This window comes from Streptomyces sp. NBC_01294, assembly GCF_035917235.1.
GTDB classification, from domain to species: domain Bacteria; phylum Actinomycetota; class Actinomycetes; order Streptomycetales; family Streptomycetaceae; genus Streptomyces; species Streptomyces caledonius.
The window spans coordinates 7,216,839-7,232,390 of sequence record NZ_CP108423.1; the positions used below are offsets into that span (position 1 = coordinate 7,216,839).

A 15,552-nucleotide genomic window follows, 5' to 3' on the forward strand; every position below is an offset into this window, starting at 1 on the left:
CGAGCTATGCGCCCAGTTGTGTGCGGATGAGTGTGTCGAGTCGCTGCCATGCCGGGGACGTGGCGTTGACCGTGTCCTGGACGAGGGCGGGGATCTCGGAGGGTGCATCCAGGCCAGGCAGTTCGTCGGATCCGTAGCGTTCCCGAGTCGCCTGGGTGATCCGGCGGGCGAGGTCGTCGATGCGGGGATCGTCCGCGTCGAGGTCGTGTGCGTGGTCGTAGTCGAGGAAGAGCTGCCGTAGCGCCGGGTTGGCCAGGCTCTCGGTTTGGTCGTGGAACAGGGCGAGCGCCCTGTCCGGGTGGGTGGCGAACATGAGGATCCACAGGTCGCGTTGCAGGTCCACCCATCGAGGTGTGAATCCCCACTGGGCCAGGTGCTCCAGATGGTCACCGACTTCGGTGGGCAGGAGCGCCGGATGCCCGGCGGCGAGCCGGCGCAGGCGGACCCGTGCTGTCCGCAGGCCACGGATGCGGGCGGTGAGCTCGTCGTCGATCTCGCGCAGCGCCTGCTGGAGCTCCTCGTCGGTTGCCGATCTCAGGTCCCGGATACGGGCCAGGGAGACGCCGGCTTCGGCGAGCGTCCGGATCTTGATCAGTTCGATGGCGTCCTGCGCGCCGTACCGCCGGTAGCCGGACGCATCGCGGTCGGGCTCGGGTAGCAGCCCTTTGTCGTGATAGACGCGGATGGTCTTGATCGACACGCCGACGTACCTGGCCAGCTGCCCGATGGTGATCACCCGGCCATCCTCACACTTGACCCTTCCCCTGGGGCAGGGTTGCAGGATGGTGTCATGGCGAACATGAAGATTGATCGGGAGACACTGCGCGAGCTGGCCGACGAGGGCAATGAAACGGCCTTGGACCGGCTGGCCGACCTCGCCGACGCAGCCGGCGACCTCGACGAGCTGAGCGAGCTGTTGGACGAGGGATGCATGCACGCAGGGTTCCTACTCACTCGACGTGCGGCTGCTTCCGGCGACCTGCGCGAGCTGCAACGGATCTCCGACGCCGGGTACGACGAGGCCGGGCAGGAGCTGGACCGACTGCTGAACGCACCGACCGAAGGGCATCGGCGCTGAGGATCAAACCGGACGAAGTCCAGGCCGCCGCTCCACGTGGGGAGGCATCGATGCCGTCTTCTGGAGGGCGAGTGCCGGAGCGGCCCCGAGCCCCGCGTGACAGAGCGCGGAGGCGGTCACGGCGGAGCACGATGGAGGGGAGGCCGAAGGCGTGACGACCGGGCAGGAACCAGACCATGGCGCGTGGGCGATTGAGGATCTACCTCGGGGCCGCCCCGGGGGTGGGGAAGACGTACGCCATGCTCCAGGAGGGGCAGCGGCTGGCCGCGGCCGGCGCCGAGGTGGTCGTTGGCTTCGTCGAGCCGCACGGGCGACGGCCCACCGCCGCCCTCGCCGAGGGGCTGGAGATCGTTCCCCGGCGGACCAGGGAGTACCGCGGGGCGACCTTCACGGAGATGGATCTGGACGGGGTGCTCGCCCGCCGTCCGCAGGTCGCTCTGGTCGACGAACTGGCCCACACCAATGTGCCCGGCTCCCGCAACGCCAAGCGGTGGCAGGACGTCGAGGAACTCCTGGACGCGGGGATCGACGTCGTCACCACGCTCAACGTCCAGCACCTGGAGTCCCTGGGCGACGTGGTCCGGCAGATCACCGGGGTGCCACAGCGCGAGACCCTGCCCGACGAGGTGGCACGCCGCGCGGACCAGATCGAACTGGTCGACCTGCCGCCCGAGCTGCTGCGCCGGCGCATGCTGCACGGCGAGATCTACCCGTCGGACCGCATCGAGGCCGCCCTCACCCACTACTTCCGCGTCGGCAACCTCACCGCCCTACGCGAACTCGCCCTGCTCTGGCTCGCCGACCGCGTCGAGGAAGGACTGCAGCGCTACCGCGCCGAACACGGCATCACCACCCCCTGGGAGACCCGCGAGCGCATCATGGTCGCCCTCACCGGCGGACCCGAGGGCGACACCCTCATCCGCCGCGCCGCCCGGATCAGCGCCCGAGTCCCCGGCAGTGAGCTGCTGGCCCTGCACGTCGTACCGAGCGACGGCCTCACCCACGGCGATCCGGCCGCCCTCGCCGCCCAACGGGCCCTGGTGGAGTCGCTGGGCGGCAGCTACCACCAGACCACCGGCGACGAGATCCCCGAGGCGCTGCTCCAGTTCGCGGAGGCCGAGAACGTCACGCAGATCGTGCTGGGCGCCGGCCGTCGCGGCAGGCTGTCCACGTTCCTCCAGGGCAGTGTGGGGCACCGGACGATCCGGCGGTCCGGCCCCATCGACGTACTCGTGATCACCCACGAGCACGCCGCCGGGGAGTCCTCCGCCCTGCGGCTGCCGCACCCGAGCCGCGCCACCGGCCCCCGGCGCTTCTGGACGGCGATGCTGCTCGCGGCGATCACGCTCCCGGGCCTGACCGCCGTGCTGGTCCTCCTGGGCGAGCCCGTGGACCTCGCCCTCGCCCTGGTGCTCTACCTGCTCGCCGTCGTCGTGATCGCCCTGGTCGGGGGCCTCGTACCCGCGCTGCTGGCCGCATTCGCCGCAGGACTGCTCGCCGACTACTACTTCACCCCGCCCGTCCACTCACTGCGCGTCGAGCGCCTGTCCGACGTCCTCGCGCTGGTGGTGTACGTCGTCACGGCCGCCATTGTCGGGACGGCCGCGGGCACGGCCGCGCGCCGCACGTACCAGGCCGTCCGCGCGAGCGCCGAGGCACGGGCGCTGAGCCGGCTGGCCACCGCCATGATGCACGGCCAGGACCTGCCGACCCTGCTCGAACAGGTACGGGAGGACTTCGGTCTGGACGCGGTGAGCCTGCTGGAACGAGATACGGCGCGTCCCGCCGAGCCTCGTTGGTACGTCGTCGCCAGCACCGGCACCGATCCGCCCGAGCGCCCGTACGCCGCCGACGTGGAAAGCCCTGTCGGTGACGACCTCACGTTGGCAGCCCGAGGACGCCCGCTGAGCAGCGACGACCAGCGGGTTCTCGGGGTGTGTGCGGCGCAGTTGGGCATGGCGTACTCCCAAGGCCGACTCGTCGCGCACGATGCGGAATCCCGCCTCCGTGCCGAAGCCGAGCACACCCGGGCCTCACTGCTCCTGACCGCGAGCCGCGACCTGCGGGGCCCGCTGCACGCCGCGGACGAGGCCCTCGTCAGCCTCCACAACCTCCTCGCGAGCCCGGAACAGAACCGCCTCCTCGACACGGCCCGGTCGTCGGTGGGCCACGCCGTTCAGCTTGTCTCGGACCTCGACGCCATCAGCCGTCTGCATGCCGGAGCGCTCGACCTGTACCTGCGCCCGCTCGACCTCGATGAAGTGCTGACCGCCGTTCTCGACGCCCTCGGCCCCGGGGGGCGTACGGTCCGCTGCAGCCTGCCGGAGCAGCTCCCTGACGTGATCGCCGACGCGGCGGTACTCACCCGGGTCCTGACCGCGCTGGCGGCCGAGGCCCAGCGGCACAGCCCGCCGGACCGGACCGCGCTGCTGACGGCCGAAACTCGGCCCGGCATCGTGGAGATCCGTCTGACGGACGGAGCGGAGGGCATGACGCCGGGGACGCGCCCGGGCCGCACGGTTCACGGCCTGACCCTGCGGATGTCCCGCGACCTCGTGGAAACCATGGGGGGAACGCTCGAACCCGGTGTTTCCGGCGCCGGGTTCGAGGTCAAGCTCACCCTTCCGGCAGCGGCCCCCAGGACCACGACTGCCTGAAGCGGATCACTCGCGGCTGGTGCCGGGAGGCATCAGAACCCCGTCATGGTTGGGGATCTCCGCGTTACTGAGGTTGTAGGCGTGGTGTCGTGAGTGTGAGGCCGGTCGCGGAGAGGCATCCGTTGATGATGTCGCCGCGGTATTGGATTTGGCGGAGGCCGTGTCGTAGCCGGCGGATGAGGTGGTCGGGGTCGGTGAAAACGGTGTTGGCCTGGCTGGTCCGGCGCAGAACCGACCAGATGCCTTCCACGGGGTTGAGGTCGGGTGCATAGGGCGGCAGGTGGTAGGCGGTGATCCAGTCCTGCGCGTCGATGAAGGCCCGCATCCGGCGGTCCTTGTGGACGTTCAAGTTGTCCCAGATGAGGACGATCGGCCCGTCCAACTGCTGGTGGGCTGCGATGAGGAGGTCGCGGTACTCGGTCCAGGCGAAGCTCTTGCGGCCGCCGCTCTTGTGGTCGGTATGCCGTTTGGGCCGGTAGATCAGGCGAGAGCGTTCGCCGGCCTTGTAGCAGCACAGAGCGGCGATGGAGAAGCGGCGTTGGGAACGGCCTCTCACCCGAATGACCGGTGTGCTGCCGCGTTTGCCCCAGGTGCGGGAGGTCGGCGGCGTCATCGAGAATCCTGCCTCGTCCTCGAAGACGAGCCAGGCCCCGAGCGCCGCCGCGATGGTTCCAGGTGCGGCCACACCTCCTTCACCCAGCCGGCCACCGCCGCCTCGTCCCGCTCGACGGCACGACGGGCCGGAACCTGATGGCTCCAACCGTGCCTCCGCAGCATCTGCGAGATCCCCGACAACGTCATGCTCTTGTGGAACCTCCGGCCGATCAGCGTCTTGATCCTGGCCAGCGTCCACCGCTGATCCGGCCACCCATGGGCGACCGGACCTTTGGCCAACTCCTCCTCAAGCACGGCGAACAGCACGTCGCTCAACTTCGGCCGGGACGCCGGGCCACGGGAACGAACCGCGTCCTGACCGGCCTCCCGCCAGGCCCGACGCCACCGCTGGACCGACCGGACACTGACCCGTAACTCCTTCGCGATCTCCGTACTGCCCCGCCCATCGGCGAACATACCGACCGCTTCCATTCGGACCCGCTCACGGAACGCTTGCCTCTCCGCGGTCAGACCCCCACCCTGCGGATACCTCATACCTCCGGCATACCGCGACAATCAGCAACCGTCAGCCCCTACGACAAGACGACTTCAAGGTCAGTAGAAGACCATCAGCAACCCCACCGCGTCTCCTTCTGATGCCTTTCCATGGGAGCCAGCGGATCCGGAGGAGAGGTACGAGGCCGTGAGCAGAGTCGTGGTGGTCGGTGTGAGCGGAGCACCGGGGAGTCTGGCCGCGCTGCACCGGGCGGCAGCGGAAGCCCGCCTGCGCGATGCGGAGCTGTGGGCCGTCCTGGCCTGGCAGTCACCGGGCAATGAACTCGGGAGCCGCAACGGCCTCGGGCCCTCCGCTTGGGGGGAATGCCGGGCCGCCGCCGTCGAAAGGCTGCGTGAGTACCTCGATACGGCCTTCAGCGCCGTGAAACCCGGTGTCACCCTCGCCGGGCTCACGGTACGCGGGACCCCGGGCGCGGTCCTCGTGGATGTCGCACGTGACCCGGAGGACCTCCTCGTGGTCGGTACGGGGTCCCGCGCCCCGCTGCGCCGACTCGTCCGTCCCTCGGTGGCCCGATACTGCCTCGCCCACGCTGCCTGCCCTGTCCTGGTGGTCCCGCCGTCCCCGCTCCAAGCCGAGCTGGAGTCCGTGCACCGTCGCAACCTCTGGAGAATTCCGCTGGACCCGAGGGAGCTGGCTTCCTGAGCCCCAGGCGGCCGCAGTCGCTGGCCTTGGGCTGCGCGGGCAGCGAGGCGGGCGCCGGGCCATGAGTCCACCCGCGGGCGGGGCCGCGCTCGGAGGGCACCAGAACTTCGTTCTCATCGCGCAACGCGGCGATGAGAACGAAGGCGCGGCGTGTCGTATGTCGTCGCGGTCTTCCCGCCGCGCGGGCGGCAGGCGCTCCAGGTGGCGGTCCTTCCGCGGTGCAGTTGCTCGTGCCTGCCGAACGGCTCAGTCTGCTAAGGGAGTTACAGCCTACGAAGGCCGCGTCCCCGGCCTGGCAGGCCGGGGACGCGGCCCGGGCAGCGTACGTCGACGCGGAGTCGGGGTACGCCACTGGAGCGGGACGGGCTGCTGGAGCAGCCCGCCCACTCATTTCGCGTCGCGGTTGAACTGCGCGGTCGACCAGCGGTAGCCGAGCGCGGTCAGGCCGACGCACCAGGCGATCGCGATCCAGCCGTTATGGCCGATCTCGGTGCCGAGGAGGAGGCCGCGCAGGGTCTCGATGGCGGGGGTGAAGGGCTGGTACTCGGCGATCGGCTGGAACCAGCCGGGCATGGTGTCGGCCGGGATGAACGCGCTGGAGATGAGGGGGAGGAGGATCAGCGGCATGGCCATGTTGCTGGCCGCCTCGGGGTTCGGGCTGGCCAGACCCATGCCGACCGCGATCCAGGTCAGCGCCAGGGCGAAGAGCACGATGAGCCCGAATGCTGCCAGCCACTCCACGACGGTCGCGTCCGTGGAGCGGAAGCCGATGGCCACTCCGACGGCGCCGACGAGGACCACGCTCATGACGGATTGCAGCACGCTGCCGACGACGTGCCCGATGAGTACCGAAGGGCGGTAGACCGCCATCGTGCGGAAGCGCGCGATGAGGCCCTCGGTCATATCCATGGAGACGTACACCGCGGCCCCGATCACGGTGCTGCCGATGGTCATCAGCAGCAAGCCCGGGACGATGTAGGCGATGTAGTCGGAACGGTCGGCGCCGCCGCCACCGATGCCCGCGCTCATCACGTCGCCGAAGATGTAGACGAAGAGCAGCAGCATCATGATCGGCGTGAGCAGCAGGTTCAGGGTCCCTGACGGGTAGCGCCGCGCGTGCAGCAGGTTGCGGCGCAACATCGTGTTGGAGTCGCGTACAGCGAGAGAGAGGGCGCTCATCGGGCTGTCTCCTTAGGCTGGTTGGGGACGTCGGCCGGGCCGGTCAGGGCGAAGAACACATCGTCGAGGTCCGGGGTATGAACGGTCAGTTCGTCCGCCTCGATGCCGGCGGAGTCGAGCCGGTCGAGAACGGAGCGCAGTTCGCGCTGACTCCCGTCGCTGGGGATGGACAGCGAGAGTGCCTCGTCGTCCCGGGTGACCTCGCGCAGGGCGTCAGCGGCGGACTGGTACGCGACCGGGTCGGTGAAGCGGAGCCGGACGTGCCCGCCCGGGATGAGCCGCTTGAGCTCTTCGGCGGTGCCCTCGGCGGCGATCTTGCTGTCGTTCAACACAGCGATGCGGTCGGCCAGTTCGTCGGCCTCCTCCAGGTACTGGGTGGTAAGGAAGACGGTCACGCCGTCGGAGACGAGGCCGCGGATGATGCTCCACATGTTGTGGCGGGACCGGGGGTCGAGCCCTGTCGTCGGCTCATCGAGGAAGATGATCCGCGGGCTGCCGACCAGCGTCATCGCGAGGTCGAGGCGGCGCTTCATGCCCCCGGAGTAGGTGGAGGCGGGCTTCTTCGCCACCTCCACCAGGTCGAAGCGCTCAAGGAGTTCGCGGCCGACCCGCCGCCCTTCCTTCTTGGACAGATGGTGCAGGTCCGCCATGAGGAGCATGTTCTCCTCGCCGGTGATCAGGCCGTCGACGGCGGAGAACTGCCCTGTGACACCGATCGCGGCCCGCACCGCCTGCGGGTCGGCGGCCAGGTCGTGCCCGCCGACGTGCAGCTCGCCGGCGTCGGCGGTGATGAGCGTGGACAGGATCTTCACGGCGGTGGTCTTGCCGGCGCCGTTCGGGCCGAGCAGCGCGAACACGGACCCGGCCGGGATGTGCAGATCGATACCGTCGAGGACGAGCTTTTCGCCGTAGGACTTGCGTAGTCCGACGGCGGAGACAGCGGTCGGCGACGGGCGACCGTCCGCCCGGTTGGATGTGGGCATGACAAATGAAGGCATGGCGACTTCCCTTTCGAAGGCAGGAGGCGCAGGGGGATGCTGTTTCGGAATTCGGCTCAAGCGAACGTCTGTGACGGCACGTCAGTCTTGCCACGTCGTCTTGGGCAGGGTGACGATCGCCCTGCCGCGGAGACCTGACCGTCGACGGTGTTGCCTGCGTCGGCAGGGCTGATTCGGGCCTCGCCGGGGCTGCTCGGCCACCTCGGTGGGCAGGATCTGCGGCGGACTCTGGTGGTCGGACGGACCGCATGTGTTCGCGCCGCGCCGAAGCGATGAGCCCTGCGTGCTATGCCCACTGACGTGAGCGGTGGAGGCTACTTCCCGGCCGTGCCGGGTTCCCTGTTGAGGGATTCCTGGTAGGCGTCCGCATACGTGGGAGAGTCCTTGATCAGGTCGTCACAGAACGCGGCGACGTCGCTGCCGGTGAGTTGCAAGACGCCCTTGCCCGCGGCGACGCCCTCCTCGAAGAAGTCGACGATCCCGGGGAGCAGGGGCCCATCAGGCAGGTCGATCGGTCCGACCTTGAACAGGTACTTCTGCATTTCCTTGTAGACGATCTGGTAGTCCGGTGGAAGGGCTTTGACCCGAGCCGTGTGCGCCCGCCACTGCTTCTTGCCCTCGATGATGTCCTGGATGCCCATGTCAGCCTCCCAGCCTGCTCAATTTCCTGGCGACGTTCCTGTTCAACTGCTCGCGCCAGCGGTCGCGATAGGTGCGGGCCCCTTCGCCGCCGGCCAGTGCCGTGCAGAAGCCTCGGATATCGTCGCCGAGCACCTCCTGGACGCTCTGCCCGTCCGCCGCTGTTTCTTCGAGCAGTCCCAGGGCGGCGTCGAGGATCGGCATCAGGTTGCGGCCGGTGAAGTCCCCGTGGGGGAGGAGGTCGACCTTGATCTGTTCCCACGCGGCCCGGTAGTCACCCGGCAGGGCGGCGGCCCGGGCTTCGAACGCCTTCCATTCCCTGGTGAGATCGCTGCCTGTGATGGTCTCCCAGAAGTTCATCGCCCGCCCTCCTTGAGCTTGTCGATGCGTGATGAGACGTACTGCCATTTCGCCCAGAATTTCGCGAGCTCCTCGCGGCCCGCGTCGTTGAGCGCGTAGAACTTGCGCGGGGGACCGACCCCGGATGGTCGCTTCGTCACCTGGACGAGTCCGTTCCTCTCCAGCCGCAGCAAGATGGTGTACACCGTCCCCTCGATGACGTCGGTGAAGCCCAGCTCGTTCAGCTGACGGGTGATGGCGTACCCGTAGGTCTCCTCGCGGTCGATGATCTCGAGCACGCACCCTTCGAGCGTGCCCTTCAGCATCTCCGTCAGGTCGTCCATCTCAAGTCTTCCTCCTCGGCGTCATCGGTACTGCGTAGTACCGAGTACAGCTATACGGTATCACCGAGTAGTGGAGGGTGCCAGCGATCGGCGAGGCGCGTTCACGGGTGCCTGGGGGCGCAGCCGGCCATGTCGGGACGCGCGTCGCGCGGGTCGCTCCAGGGTGCTTTCGTCATGCGTTCAGTTGGGCGCGGATGAGCGAGTCGAGCCGTTCCCATGCCGGGGATGCGGCGTTGACCGTGCCCTGGATGAGGTCGGGGATCTCAGAGTCCGCATCCAGGCCGGGCAGCTCGTCGGACCCGTAACGCTTCCGGTTCGCCTCGGCGATACGGAGGGCGAGGTCTTCGAGGCGTGGGTCGTCGGCGTCGAGGTCGTACGCGTGGTCGTAGGCGCGGAAGGGCTGCCGTAGCGTCGGGTCGGCCAGGATGTCGGCCTGGTCGTGAAACAGCATGGTCGCGCGGTCCGGGTGGGTGGCGAACACGAGGATCCACAGGTCGCGTTGCAGGTCCACCCATCTGGACGTGAACCCCAACGGGCCAGGTCGTCCAGATGGGAGGCGACTTCGTCGGGCAGTGGCACCAGACGTCCCGCGGCGAGTCGGCGCAGACGGGCCCGTGTTTCCTGCAGGCGGCGGATACGAGCGTCGAGTTCGTCGTCGATTTCGCCCAACGCCTGCCGGAGTTCCTCCTCGCCCGACGCCCTCAGATCGCGAATACGAGCCAGAGGGACACCGGCTTCGGCGAGTGTCCGGATCTTGATCAAGGCGACGGCGTCGCTCGCACCGTACCGCCGGTAGTCGGACGCGTCTCGGTCGGGCTCGGGGAGCAGTCCCTTGTCGTGGTAGACGCGGACGGTCTTGATCGACACTCCGATGTAGCCGGCCAGCTGTCCGATGGTGATTACCCGGCCATCGTCCCACTTGGCCTTGCCCCCGGGGCAGGGCTGCAGCATGGCGTCATGGACAAGACGAATGTTGATCGGGAGACTCTGCGCGAGCTGGCCGACGAGGGCAACGAGACCGCACTGGACCGGTTGGCCGACCTGGCGGACGAGGCTGGCGACATACGGGAGCTGAGCGAGCTGCTGGACGAGGGGTCCATGCACGCCGGGCTGCTGCTCACGCGACGCGCGGCCGCAGCCGGTGACCTGCGCGAGCTGCAACGGATCTCCGATGCCGGATACGAAGAGGCTGGGACGGAGCTGGACCGGCTGCTGCAGAGACCGGGCGGCCGTCAAGACTGACGATCCGCCCGGCCGCCGCAAACCTGCTGGATCTCAGCTCGGACGGCTGCGCGTCGCGATCGTCCGCGGCCACGTCGACCAGCATCACGCCATGACGAAGTGAGGAGTGCAGCTGGCGAACGTGCCCGGCTGTGGCCTCAGATGCCGATGTCCCGGCTCCGGTATTCCCCCAGGGTTTCGCGCCGGACGAGGAGTCGGGCCGTGCCCTCATAGAACGTGACGACGGCGGGACGCGCGGTCAACCTCTCCTTCCCTGCTATTAACGGTGGGGGTGGTGAGCTGCCTTGTTACGAAGGCTGCCAGGGTCTGCTGGTAGCCGCGGTGGTCCGGAGTCCGCTCTGGCCCATGTATGGCCCGGATCTTCTCTGTAAAGTGAGGATGATTGGAGAGCGCTGGCTCTGGAATCCCCCAATTTCGATGCCTCCCCTAGGGTGCAGGGCGGGGTCTGGGGCTTGCGTTTGTGCAGGTCAGGCGCCATTCTCAATTTCTTAGAAGAAGCCGATACCGTTTGTTGAGTAACTTACGAATAAGTTCTTCGTCTGCTGGTAGTGCTCCAGCATCATCTTGTGGGTCTCGCGTCCGATGCCCGACTGCTTGTAGCCGCCGAACGCCGCGTGGGCCGGGTAGGCGTGGTAGCAGTTCGTCCAGACGCGGCCCGCCTGGATCGCGCGGCCCGCGCGGTAGGCGGTGTTGATGTCCCTTGTCCAGACGCCCGCGCCCAGGCCGTACGCCGTGTCGTTGGCGATCCGTACCGCGTCGTCGAAGTCCTGGAAGGAGGTCACGGACACCACCGGGCCGAAGATCTCCTCCTGGAAGATCCGCATGCGGTTGTCGCCCTCGAAGATGGTCGGCTGGACGTAGAAGCCGCCGGCCAGGTCGCCGCCGTGGTCGATGCGCGCGCCGCCCGTGAGGATCTTCGCGCCCTCCTTCTGGCCGATCTCCACGTACGACAGGATCTTCTTCAGCTGCTCCTCGGAGGCCTGGGCACCGATCATCGTGTCCGTGTCCAACGGGTGCCCCGGCACGATCAGTTCGGTGCGGGCCACGGCTGCGTCGAGGAAGTCCCCGTACCGGCCCCGCTCGATCAGGGCGCGCGACGGGCTCGTGCACACCTCGCCCTGGTTGAGGGCGAACATGGTGAAGCCCTCCAGGGCCTTGTCGCGCAGGTCGTCCTCCGTCGACCAGATGTCGTCGAAGAACAGGTTCGGGCTCTTGCCGCCGAGTTCCAGGGTGACCGGCTTCAGGTGCTCGGCCGCGTACTGCATGATCAGCCGGCCGGTGGCGGTCTCGCCGGTGAAGGCGATCTTCGCCACGCGCGGGCTGGAGGCCAGCGGCTTGCCGGCCTCCTCCCCGAAGCCGTTGACGATGTTCACCACGCCCGGCGGCAGCAGGTCCGCGACCAGGCTCAGCCAGTAGTGCACCGACGCCGGCGTCTGCTCGGCCGGCTTCAGCACCACCGTGTTCCCGGCCGCCAGCGCCGGGGCCAGCTTCCACACCGCCATCAGGATCGGGAAGTTCCACGGGATGATCTGGCCGACCACACCCAGCGGCTCGTGGAAGTGGTAGGCGACCGTGTCGTCGTCTATCTGGCTCAGAGCACCCTCTTGCGCGCGCAGGGCCCCCGCGAAGTAGCGGAACTGGTCGATGGCCAGGGGCAGGTCGGCCGCCAGGGTCTCCCGTACCGGCTTGCCGTTCTCCCAGGTCTCCGCGACCGCGAGAGCCTCCAGGTTCTGCTCCATGCGGTCCGCGATGCGCAGCAGGACCGACGACCGCTCGGTGACGGAGGTCCGCCCCCAGGCGGGTGCGGCCGCGTGCGCCGCGTCCAGCGCCCGTTCCACGTCCTCGGCCGTGCCGCGTGCGACCTCCGTGAAGGGCCGGCCGGTGACGGGGGAGGGGTTCTCGAAGTACCGGCCGCGGGCGGGCGGGGCGTACTCGCCGCCGATGAAGTGGTCGTAGCGGGACGCGTACGACATGAGCGCCCCTTCGGTACCGGGCGCAGCGTAACGGGCCATGGTGTCCTCCCCTTTGCCGGGCGCCGGCCACCGTCGGACGGCGCTCGGGTGGAGGCTAGGAGCGCGCAGGTTGCGGAGAGGTTGCACGCCCGCGACGGCCCGGGAGCGATTCGCGCGACGGTACGCCCACCGGTCGTACGCCGTCCGGTCGTACGCCGTCCGGTGGCAGGTCGCCCGGTCGTACTCCGTCCTGCCGCACGCCGAACTCGCGGTCCAGGGCGGCTACGCGGGCCAGCGCGGCCGGCCGGCCCTCAGGCGGCAGCGCCGCCGCCAGTGCCCGCCACGCCTCCGCGTCGTCCGCACCCCACGGGCTGCACACCCAGTCGGTCAGCAGCCCGGCATCGGCCCGCGCGATCACGGCCGCCCGCGCCTGGTCCTCGATCCGGCGGCGCAGCCGGACGATGCCGGGTGCGGTGGAGGCGGGCAGCAAGGGGCCGGCGTAGTGGTGGAGGGCCGCGGAGACGGCCCCGGCGGCCAACTGCCGGGTCAGGGCGGTGAAATCCGCGTCCAGCGGACGGGCCGTGCGGTAGGGGCGGGAGAGCGGCGCCGAGGGCCCCAGCAGGGTGCGCAGCCGGGACAGCTCGGCGCGCAACGTGACCGATGACACCGACTCGTCCTCGTACAGGGCGATGGTCAGCTCCTCGCCCGACAGGCCCTCGGGGTGGTGTGCGAGCAGGGCCATGATCTCGCTGTGCCGCCGGCCCAGCCGCAGCGTGCGACTGCCGGTCACCAGCAGTGCCTCGTCCTGGCCGAGGGCGGTGAGGGTGTCCGCGGCAGCCGGGGCGCCGGTGTCGAGCAGGGTCAACTGGGCCTCCGCCGCCCGGGCCACCGCCTGTACGAAGGCGAGCGAGTGCGGGTGAGCGAGGCCGTCGCCGCCGGTGATGTCCACCGCGCCGAGCAGCCTGCCGGTCCGAGGATCCCGTACCGGGGCCGCCGCGCAGGTCCACGGGTGCACCCGGCGGCTGAAGTGCTCGGCCCCGAAGACCTGCACGGGCTCCCCCACCGCGACCGCCGTACCGGGGGCGTTGGTCCCCATCGCCGTCTCCGCCCAGCGCGCACCCGGCACGAACCCGAGCCGCTCCGCCCGTCGCAGGGTGGCCGGTTCGCCCTCCACCCACAGGAGACTGCCCCGCGCGTCGCACACCGCCAGCAGATGCGCCCCGTGCGCGGCGAACGCCCCGACGAGGTCCCGGAACAGCGGCATCACCGGGGCCAGTGGATGCTCCTCGCGGTACGGCCGCAACTCCGCCTCCGCAAGCTCCACCCGCGGTGCGCACTCCGGGCTGAGCCGGGCGCGCGCGCACCGCAGCCAGGACTTCGCGATGACGGCCCGGACCGGCGCCTCGACCCGTCCGTCCCGCGTGAACGCGTCGTGGGCCCACCGCAGTTCGCGCGTGCGCGCGGCCGGATCGGCCCCGCCCGGCAGCGCCACCGCCGGATCGCCCATGTCACCCTCCCGTGCCACCGCCGCCCCATCGCAGCGCCCCCATCGTCGGCCCGCTCCCCACACCCCGGCAAGCGGTACGTCGGCCAGTACGCGATCGGGCCCGCGCCGGAACGCGGCCGAGAACTTCCCGCAGGGTGAGAGCCTGCATGGTTGTCGGCAGCCGGCGCGAAGCCGGTCCGAGCGGTCGTGCATGATGCAGCGGTGAGCACCATCGTGACGTTCTTCGCCGCACCGGACGATGCGTCGGCCGCCCTCGTCGTCGAGACCGGACCGGGACGCGCTTTCGCGTCGCTCGGCTTCGGCAACTTCGACCTGGAAGAGGCCGTGGTCGAGTGGGAGAGCTTCCTTTCCGACGGCAGCGTCGACGACCTCGTGGAAGCAGGCGAACCGCGCATCGTCGCCGGAGCGGACGATGACGGGGGTGCGGTCGTCTTCGCGCTGTCCGACCGCCTGGTCGACGCTCTCTCCGAGGCGGAACCGTCCCGGCTGCAGGAGACGGCGGTGCAGTGGGCCGGCCTGCGCGCCGAGGACGGCGAGGTGATCGATCCCGACGTGGCCCGCGAGATGGTGACGGCTCTGGGTGCCCTCGCCCGCCGAACCGGAGAACTGGACCACGGCCTGTACTGCTGGGTCGCCTAGGGCGTGTTTTTCGGATTTGTCGGCCGAGCCCGCGTTGTCCGGTGCCGTGCATCGCAAGGCGGAGGCGCTCCGCTCGTACTGGACGTACTGGGGAGTCCCGACAACGCGGCGGGGTGCGGTGCCGGGCAGCGTGGGCCCGGCAAGATCCGGAAGATACGCCCTAGGTGTATTGCCCTGTGAGGTTGGGGACGCGGCTGGCGGGTGGTTTGCCTGCGAGCGCGGTGTGTCCGCGGTGGTGATTGTAGGTGTGCAGCCAGCCGGGGAAAGCGTCGCGTCGTTCCTGCTCTGACCGGTAGGGGCGGGCATAGGCCCATTCCTCCAGCAGGGTGCGGTTGAGGCGTTCGACTTTGCCGTTGGTCTGGGGCCGGTAGGGCCGGGTTCGCTTGTGGGTGATCCCGGCCGCCGCCAGGGTGTCGCGCCAGGCGTGGGACTTGTAGCAGGCGCCGTTGTCGGTCAGGACGCGTTCGACGGTGATCCCGCAGCCGGTGAAGAACGCCTGGGCCCGGGTCCAGAAGCCGGCGGCGGTCTCCTTCTTCTCGTCGGCCAGGATCTCGCTGTAGGCGAGGCGGGAGTGGTCGTCGACGGCGGTGTGGATGTAGCTGTAGCCCGTGCCGGACCTGGTCTTGCGGCCTGCCTGTCGGCCGAGAGCCCTGTGGCCGCCGCCGTCAGGGATGTTGCCGAGCTTCTTGATGTCGACGTGGACGAGTTCGCCGGGCTTGGGTCGTTCGTAGCGTCGTATGACGCGGCCGGTGGCCCGGTCCAGATGGGACAGGCGGGCCAGGCCGAACCGGGTCAGCACCCGGTGCACGGTTGAGGGCACCAGGCCGAGCAGGTGGGCGATGCGGGCGGGTCCCCACCTGCGCAGGACGCGGACCTTGATGATCCGGCGTTCGGTGCGGGTCGGGGTCCGGCGCGGGCTGTTGTGCGGGCGGGAAGACCGGTCGTGCATGCCCGCGTCGCCGAGCGTTCGGTAGCGGTCGGCCCACCGCTGGGCGGTCGTCGGGGAGACCTGGAAGCGTTCGGCTGCCCGGCGGTGGGTCCAGCCGTCCTCGACCACGCAGCGGGCAAGCCGCAGCCGTCCGGTCTCGGTCAGGGGTGCATTACGGTGGGGCATGAGGGCCTTCCGGTCGGTGTAGACGTCGCAATCCACACCAAACCCGGAAGG

16 protein-coding genes and 1 pseudogene are annotated in these 15,552 nt (G+C 69.6%); 5 read left to right on the top strand and 12 right to left on the bottom strand.

All coding sequences use genetic code 11. The features are described 5' to 3' along the window. Positions 1-4: 4 nt before the first annotated feature. The gene (locus tag OG534_RS32635; RefSeq protein WP_326592869.1) at positions 5-736 is read right to left on the bottom strand and encodes a MerR family transcriptional regulator; all 732 of its coding nucleotides are present in this window, start codon (positions 734-736) and stop codon (positions 5-7) included. Positions 737-790: 54 nt separating this feature from the next. Here OG534_RS32635 and OG534_RS32640 point away from each other — a divergent pair, with 54 nt between their 5' ends. Then, positions 791-1,078: a hypothetical protein gene (locus tag OG534_RS32640; RefSeq protein WP_326592871.1), complete on the top strand. Its 288-nt coding sequence runs from the start codon at positions 791-793 to the stop codon at positions 1,076-1,078. Positions 1,079-1,254: 176 nt separating this feature from the next. Then, positions 1,255-3,735 (top strand): sensor histidine kinase, encoded by a 2,481-nt coding sequence (locus tag OG534_RS32645; RefSeq protein ID WP_326592873.1) that lies wholly within the window; start codon positions 1,255-1,257, stop codon positions 3,733-3,735. A 64-nt stretch (positions 3,736-3,799) separates the two neighbouring features. Here the strand turns inward: OG534_RS32645 and OG534_RS38770 are convergent. Continuing rightward, positions 3,800-4,884, bottom strand: a protein-coding gene (locus OG534_RS38770) for an IS630 family transposase (RefSeq protein ID WP_442807180.1) whose coding sequence is annotated in 2 segments (ribosomal slippage) — positions 3,800-4,431 and positions 4,431-4,884 — 1,086 coding nt in all. Because the reading frame shifts where the segments join, the coding sequence is not laid out codon by codon here. 148 nt (positions 4,885-5,032) lie between these two features. Here OG534_RS38770 and OG534_RS32660 point away from each other — a divergent pair. Beyond that, on the top strand, positions 5,033-5,548 hold the full coding sequence (locus OG534_RS32660; protein ID WP_326592877.1) for a universal stress protein: 516 nt from the start codon (positions 5,033-5,035) through the stop codon (positions 5,546-5,548). Positions 5,549-5,935: 387 nt separating this feature from the next. Here OG534_RS32660 and OG534_RS32665 read toward each other — a convergent pair whose 3' ends face one another. The 7 genes and pseudogenes from OG534_RS32665 to OG534_RS32695 all read right to left on the bottom strand — a co-directional run. Then, entirely contained in the window at positions 5,936-6,727 is a 792-nt protein-coding gene (locus OG534_RS32665; protein WP_326592879.1) for an ABC transporter permease, read from the bottom strand. Next, entirely contained in the window at positions 6,724-7,710 is a 987-nt protein-coding gene (locus OG534_RS32670) for an ATP-binding cassette domain-containing protein (protein WP_326592881.1), read from the bottom strand. Before OG534_RS32670 ends, OG534_RS32665 begins: the two co-directional genes overlap by 4 nt. 329 nt (positions 7,711-8,039) lie before the next feature. After that, positions 8,040-8,366: a DUF1048 domain-containing protein gene (locus OG534_RS32675; RefSeq protein ID WP_326592883.1), complete on the bottom strand. Its 327-nt coding sequence runs from the start codon at positions 8,364-8,366 to the stop codon at positions 8,040-8,042. Position 8,367: 1 nt separating this feature from the next. Next, positions 8,368-8,724, bottom strand: coding sequence for a DUF1048 domain-containing protein (locus OG534_RS32680; RefSeq protein WP_326592885.1), 357 nt, complete (start codon positions 8,722-8,724; stop codon positions 8,368-8,370). Then, positions 8,721-9,047 (bottom strand): PadR family transcriptional regulator, encoded by a 327-nt coding sequence (locus OG534_RS32685; protein WP_214346405.1) that lies wholly within the window; start codon positions 9,045-9,047, stop codon positions 8,721-8,723. Before OG534_RS32685 ends, OG534_RS32680 begins: the two co-directional genes overlap by 4 nt. A gap of 172 nt (positions 9,048-9,219) precedes the next feature. Beyond that, a complete protein-coding gene (locus tag OG534_RS32690) occupies positions 9,220-9,558 on the bottom strand; it encodes a MerR family transcriptional regulator (protein ID WP_326594056.1) in 339 nt (112 codons plus the stop codon). A 248-nt stretch (positions 9,559-9,806) separates the two neighbouring features. After that, positions 9,807-9,998 (bottom strand): annotated as a pseudogene (locus OG534_RS32695) (MerR family DNA-binding transcriptional regulator); the annotation flags it as partial. 6 nt (positions 9,999-10,004) lie between these two features. Here OG534_RS32695 and OG534_RS32700 point away from each other — a divergent pair. Further along, a complete protein-coding gene (locus tag OG534_RS32700; protein ID WP_326592889.1) occupies positions 10,005-10,289 on the top strand; it encodes a hypothetical protein in 285 nt (94 codons plus the stop codon). Positions 10,290-10,777: 488 nt separating this feature from the next. On the opposite strand, the gene exaC is transcribed toward OG534_RS32700, so the two are convergent. Together exaC and OG534_RS32710 are read right to left on the bottom strand one after the other, a co-directional pair. After that, complete coding sequence (gene exaC / locus OG534_RS32705; RefSeq protein ID WP_326592891.1) at positions 10,778-12,301, bottom strand: acetaldehyde dehydrogenase ExaC; 1,524 nt, start codon at positions 12,299-12,301, stop codon at positions 10,778-10,780. A gap of 55 nt (positions 12,302-12,356) precedes the next feature. Further along, positions 12,357-13,748 carry a GAF domain-containing protein gene (locus OG534_RS32710; protein WP_326592893.1) on the bottom strand — a complete coding sequence of 464 codons (1,392 nt, stop codon included), beginning with the start codon at positions 13,746-13,748 and terminating at the stop codon, positions 12,357-12,359. A 201-nt stretch (positions 13,749-13,949) separates the two neighbouring features. On the opposite strand from OG534_RS32710, the gene OG534_RS32715 reads away from it, so the two are divergent. Further along, positions 13,950-14,387, top strand: coding sequence for a hypothetical protein (locus OG534_RS32715; RefSeq protein ID WP_326592894.1), 438 nt, complete (start codon positions 13,950-13,952; stop codon positions 14,385-14,387). Between the two features lie 160 nt (positions 14,388-14,547). Here OG534_RS32715 and OG534_RS32720 read toward each other — a convergent pair whose 3' ends face one another. Then, positions 14,548-15,501, bottom strand: a complete 954-nt coding sequence (locus OG534_RS32720; RefSeq protein WP_326586481.1) for an IS481 family transposase — start codon at positions 15,499-15,501, stop codon at positions 14,548-14,550. Positions 15,502-15,552 lie beyond the last annotated feature (51 nt).

What these genes read in the sequence shown, in the direction of transcription:
- OG534_RS32700 (WP_326592889.1), top strand. Translation starts at nt 10,005, where the DNA reads ATGGACAAGACGAATGTTGATCGGGAGACTCTGCGCGAGCTGGCCGAC.
- OG534_RS32675 (WP_326592883.1), bottom strand. Translation starts at nt 8,366, where the DNA reads ATGGGCATCCAGGACATCATCGAGGGCAAGAAGCAGTGGCGGGCGCAC.
- OG534_RS32720 (WP_326586481.1), bottom strand. Translation starts at nt 15,501, where the DNA reads ATGCCCCACCGTAATGCACCCCTGACCGAGACCGGACGGCTGCGGCTT.
- OG534_RS32680 (WP_326592885.1), bottom strand. Translation starts at nt 8,724, where the DNA reads ATGAACTTCTGGGAGACCATCACAGGCAGCGATCTCACCAGGGAATGG.
- OG534_RS32670 (WP_326592881.1), bottom strand. Translation starts at nt 7,710, where the DNA reads ATGCCCACATCCAACCGGGCGGACGGTCGCCCGTCGCCGACCGCTGTC.
- OG534_RS32665 (WP_326592879.1), bottom strand. Translation starts at nt 6,727, where the DNA reads ATGAGCGCCCTCTCTCTCGCTGTACGCGACTCCAACACGATGTTGCGC.
- OG534_RS32685 (WP_214346405.1), bottom strand. Translation starts at nt 9,047, where the DNA reads ATGGACGACCTGACGGAGATGCTGAAGGGCACGCTCGAAGGGTGCGTG.
- OG534_RS32710 (WP_326592893.1), bottom strand. Translation starts at nt 13,748, where the DNA reads ATGGGCGATCCGGCGGTGGCGCTGCCGGGCGGGGCCGATCCGGCCGCG.
- exaC (WP_326592891.1), bottom strand. Translation starts at nt 12,301, where the DNA reads ATGGCCCGTTACGCTGCGCCCGGTACCGAAGGGGCGCTCATGTCGTAC.
- OG534_RS32640 (WP_326592871.1), top strand. Translation starts at nt 791, where the DNA reads ATGGCGAACATGAAGATTGATCGGGAGACACTGCGCGAGCTGGCCGAC.
- OG534_RS32645 (WP_326592873.1), top strand. Translation starts at nt 1,255, where the DNA reads ATGGCGCGTGGGCGATTGAGGATCTACCTCGGGGCCGCCCCGGGGGTG.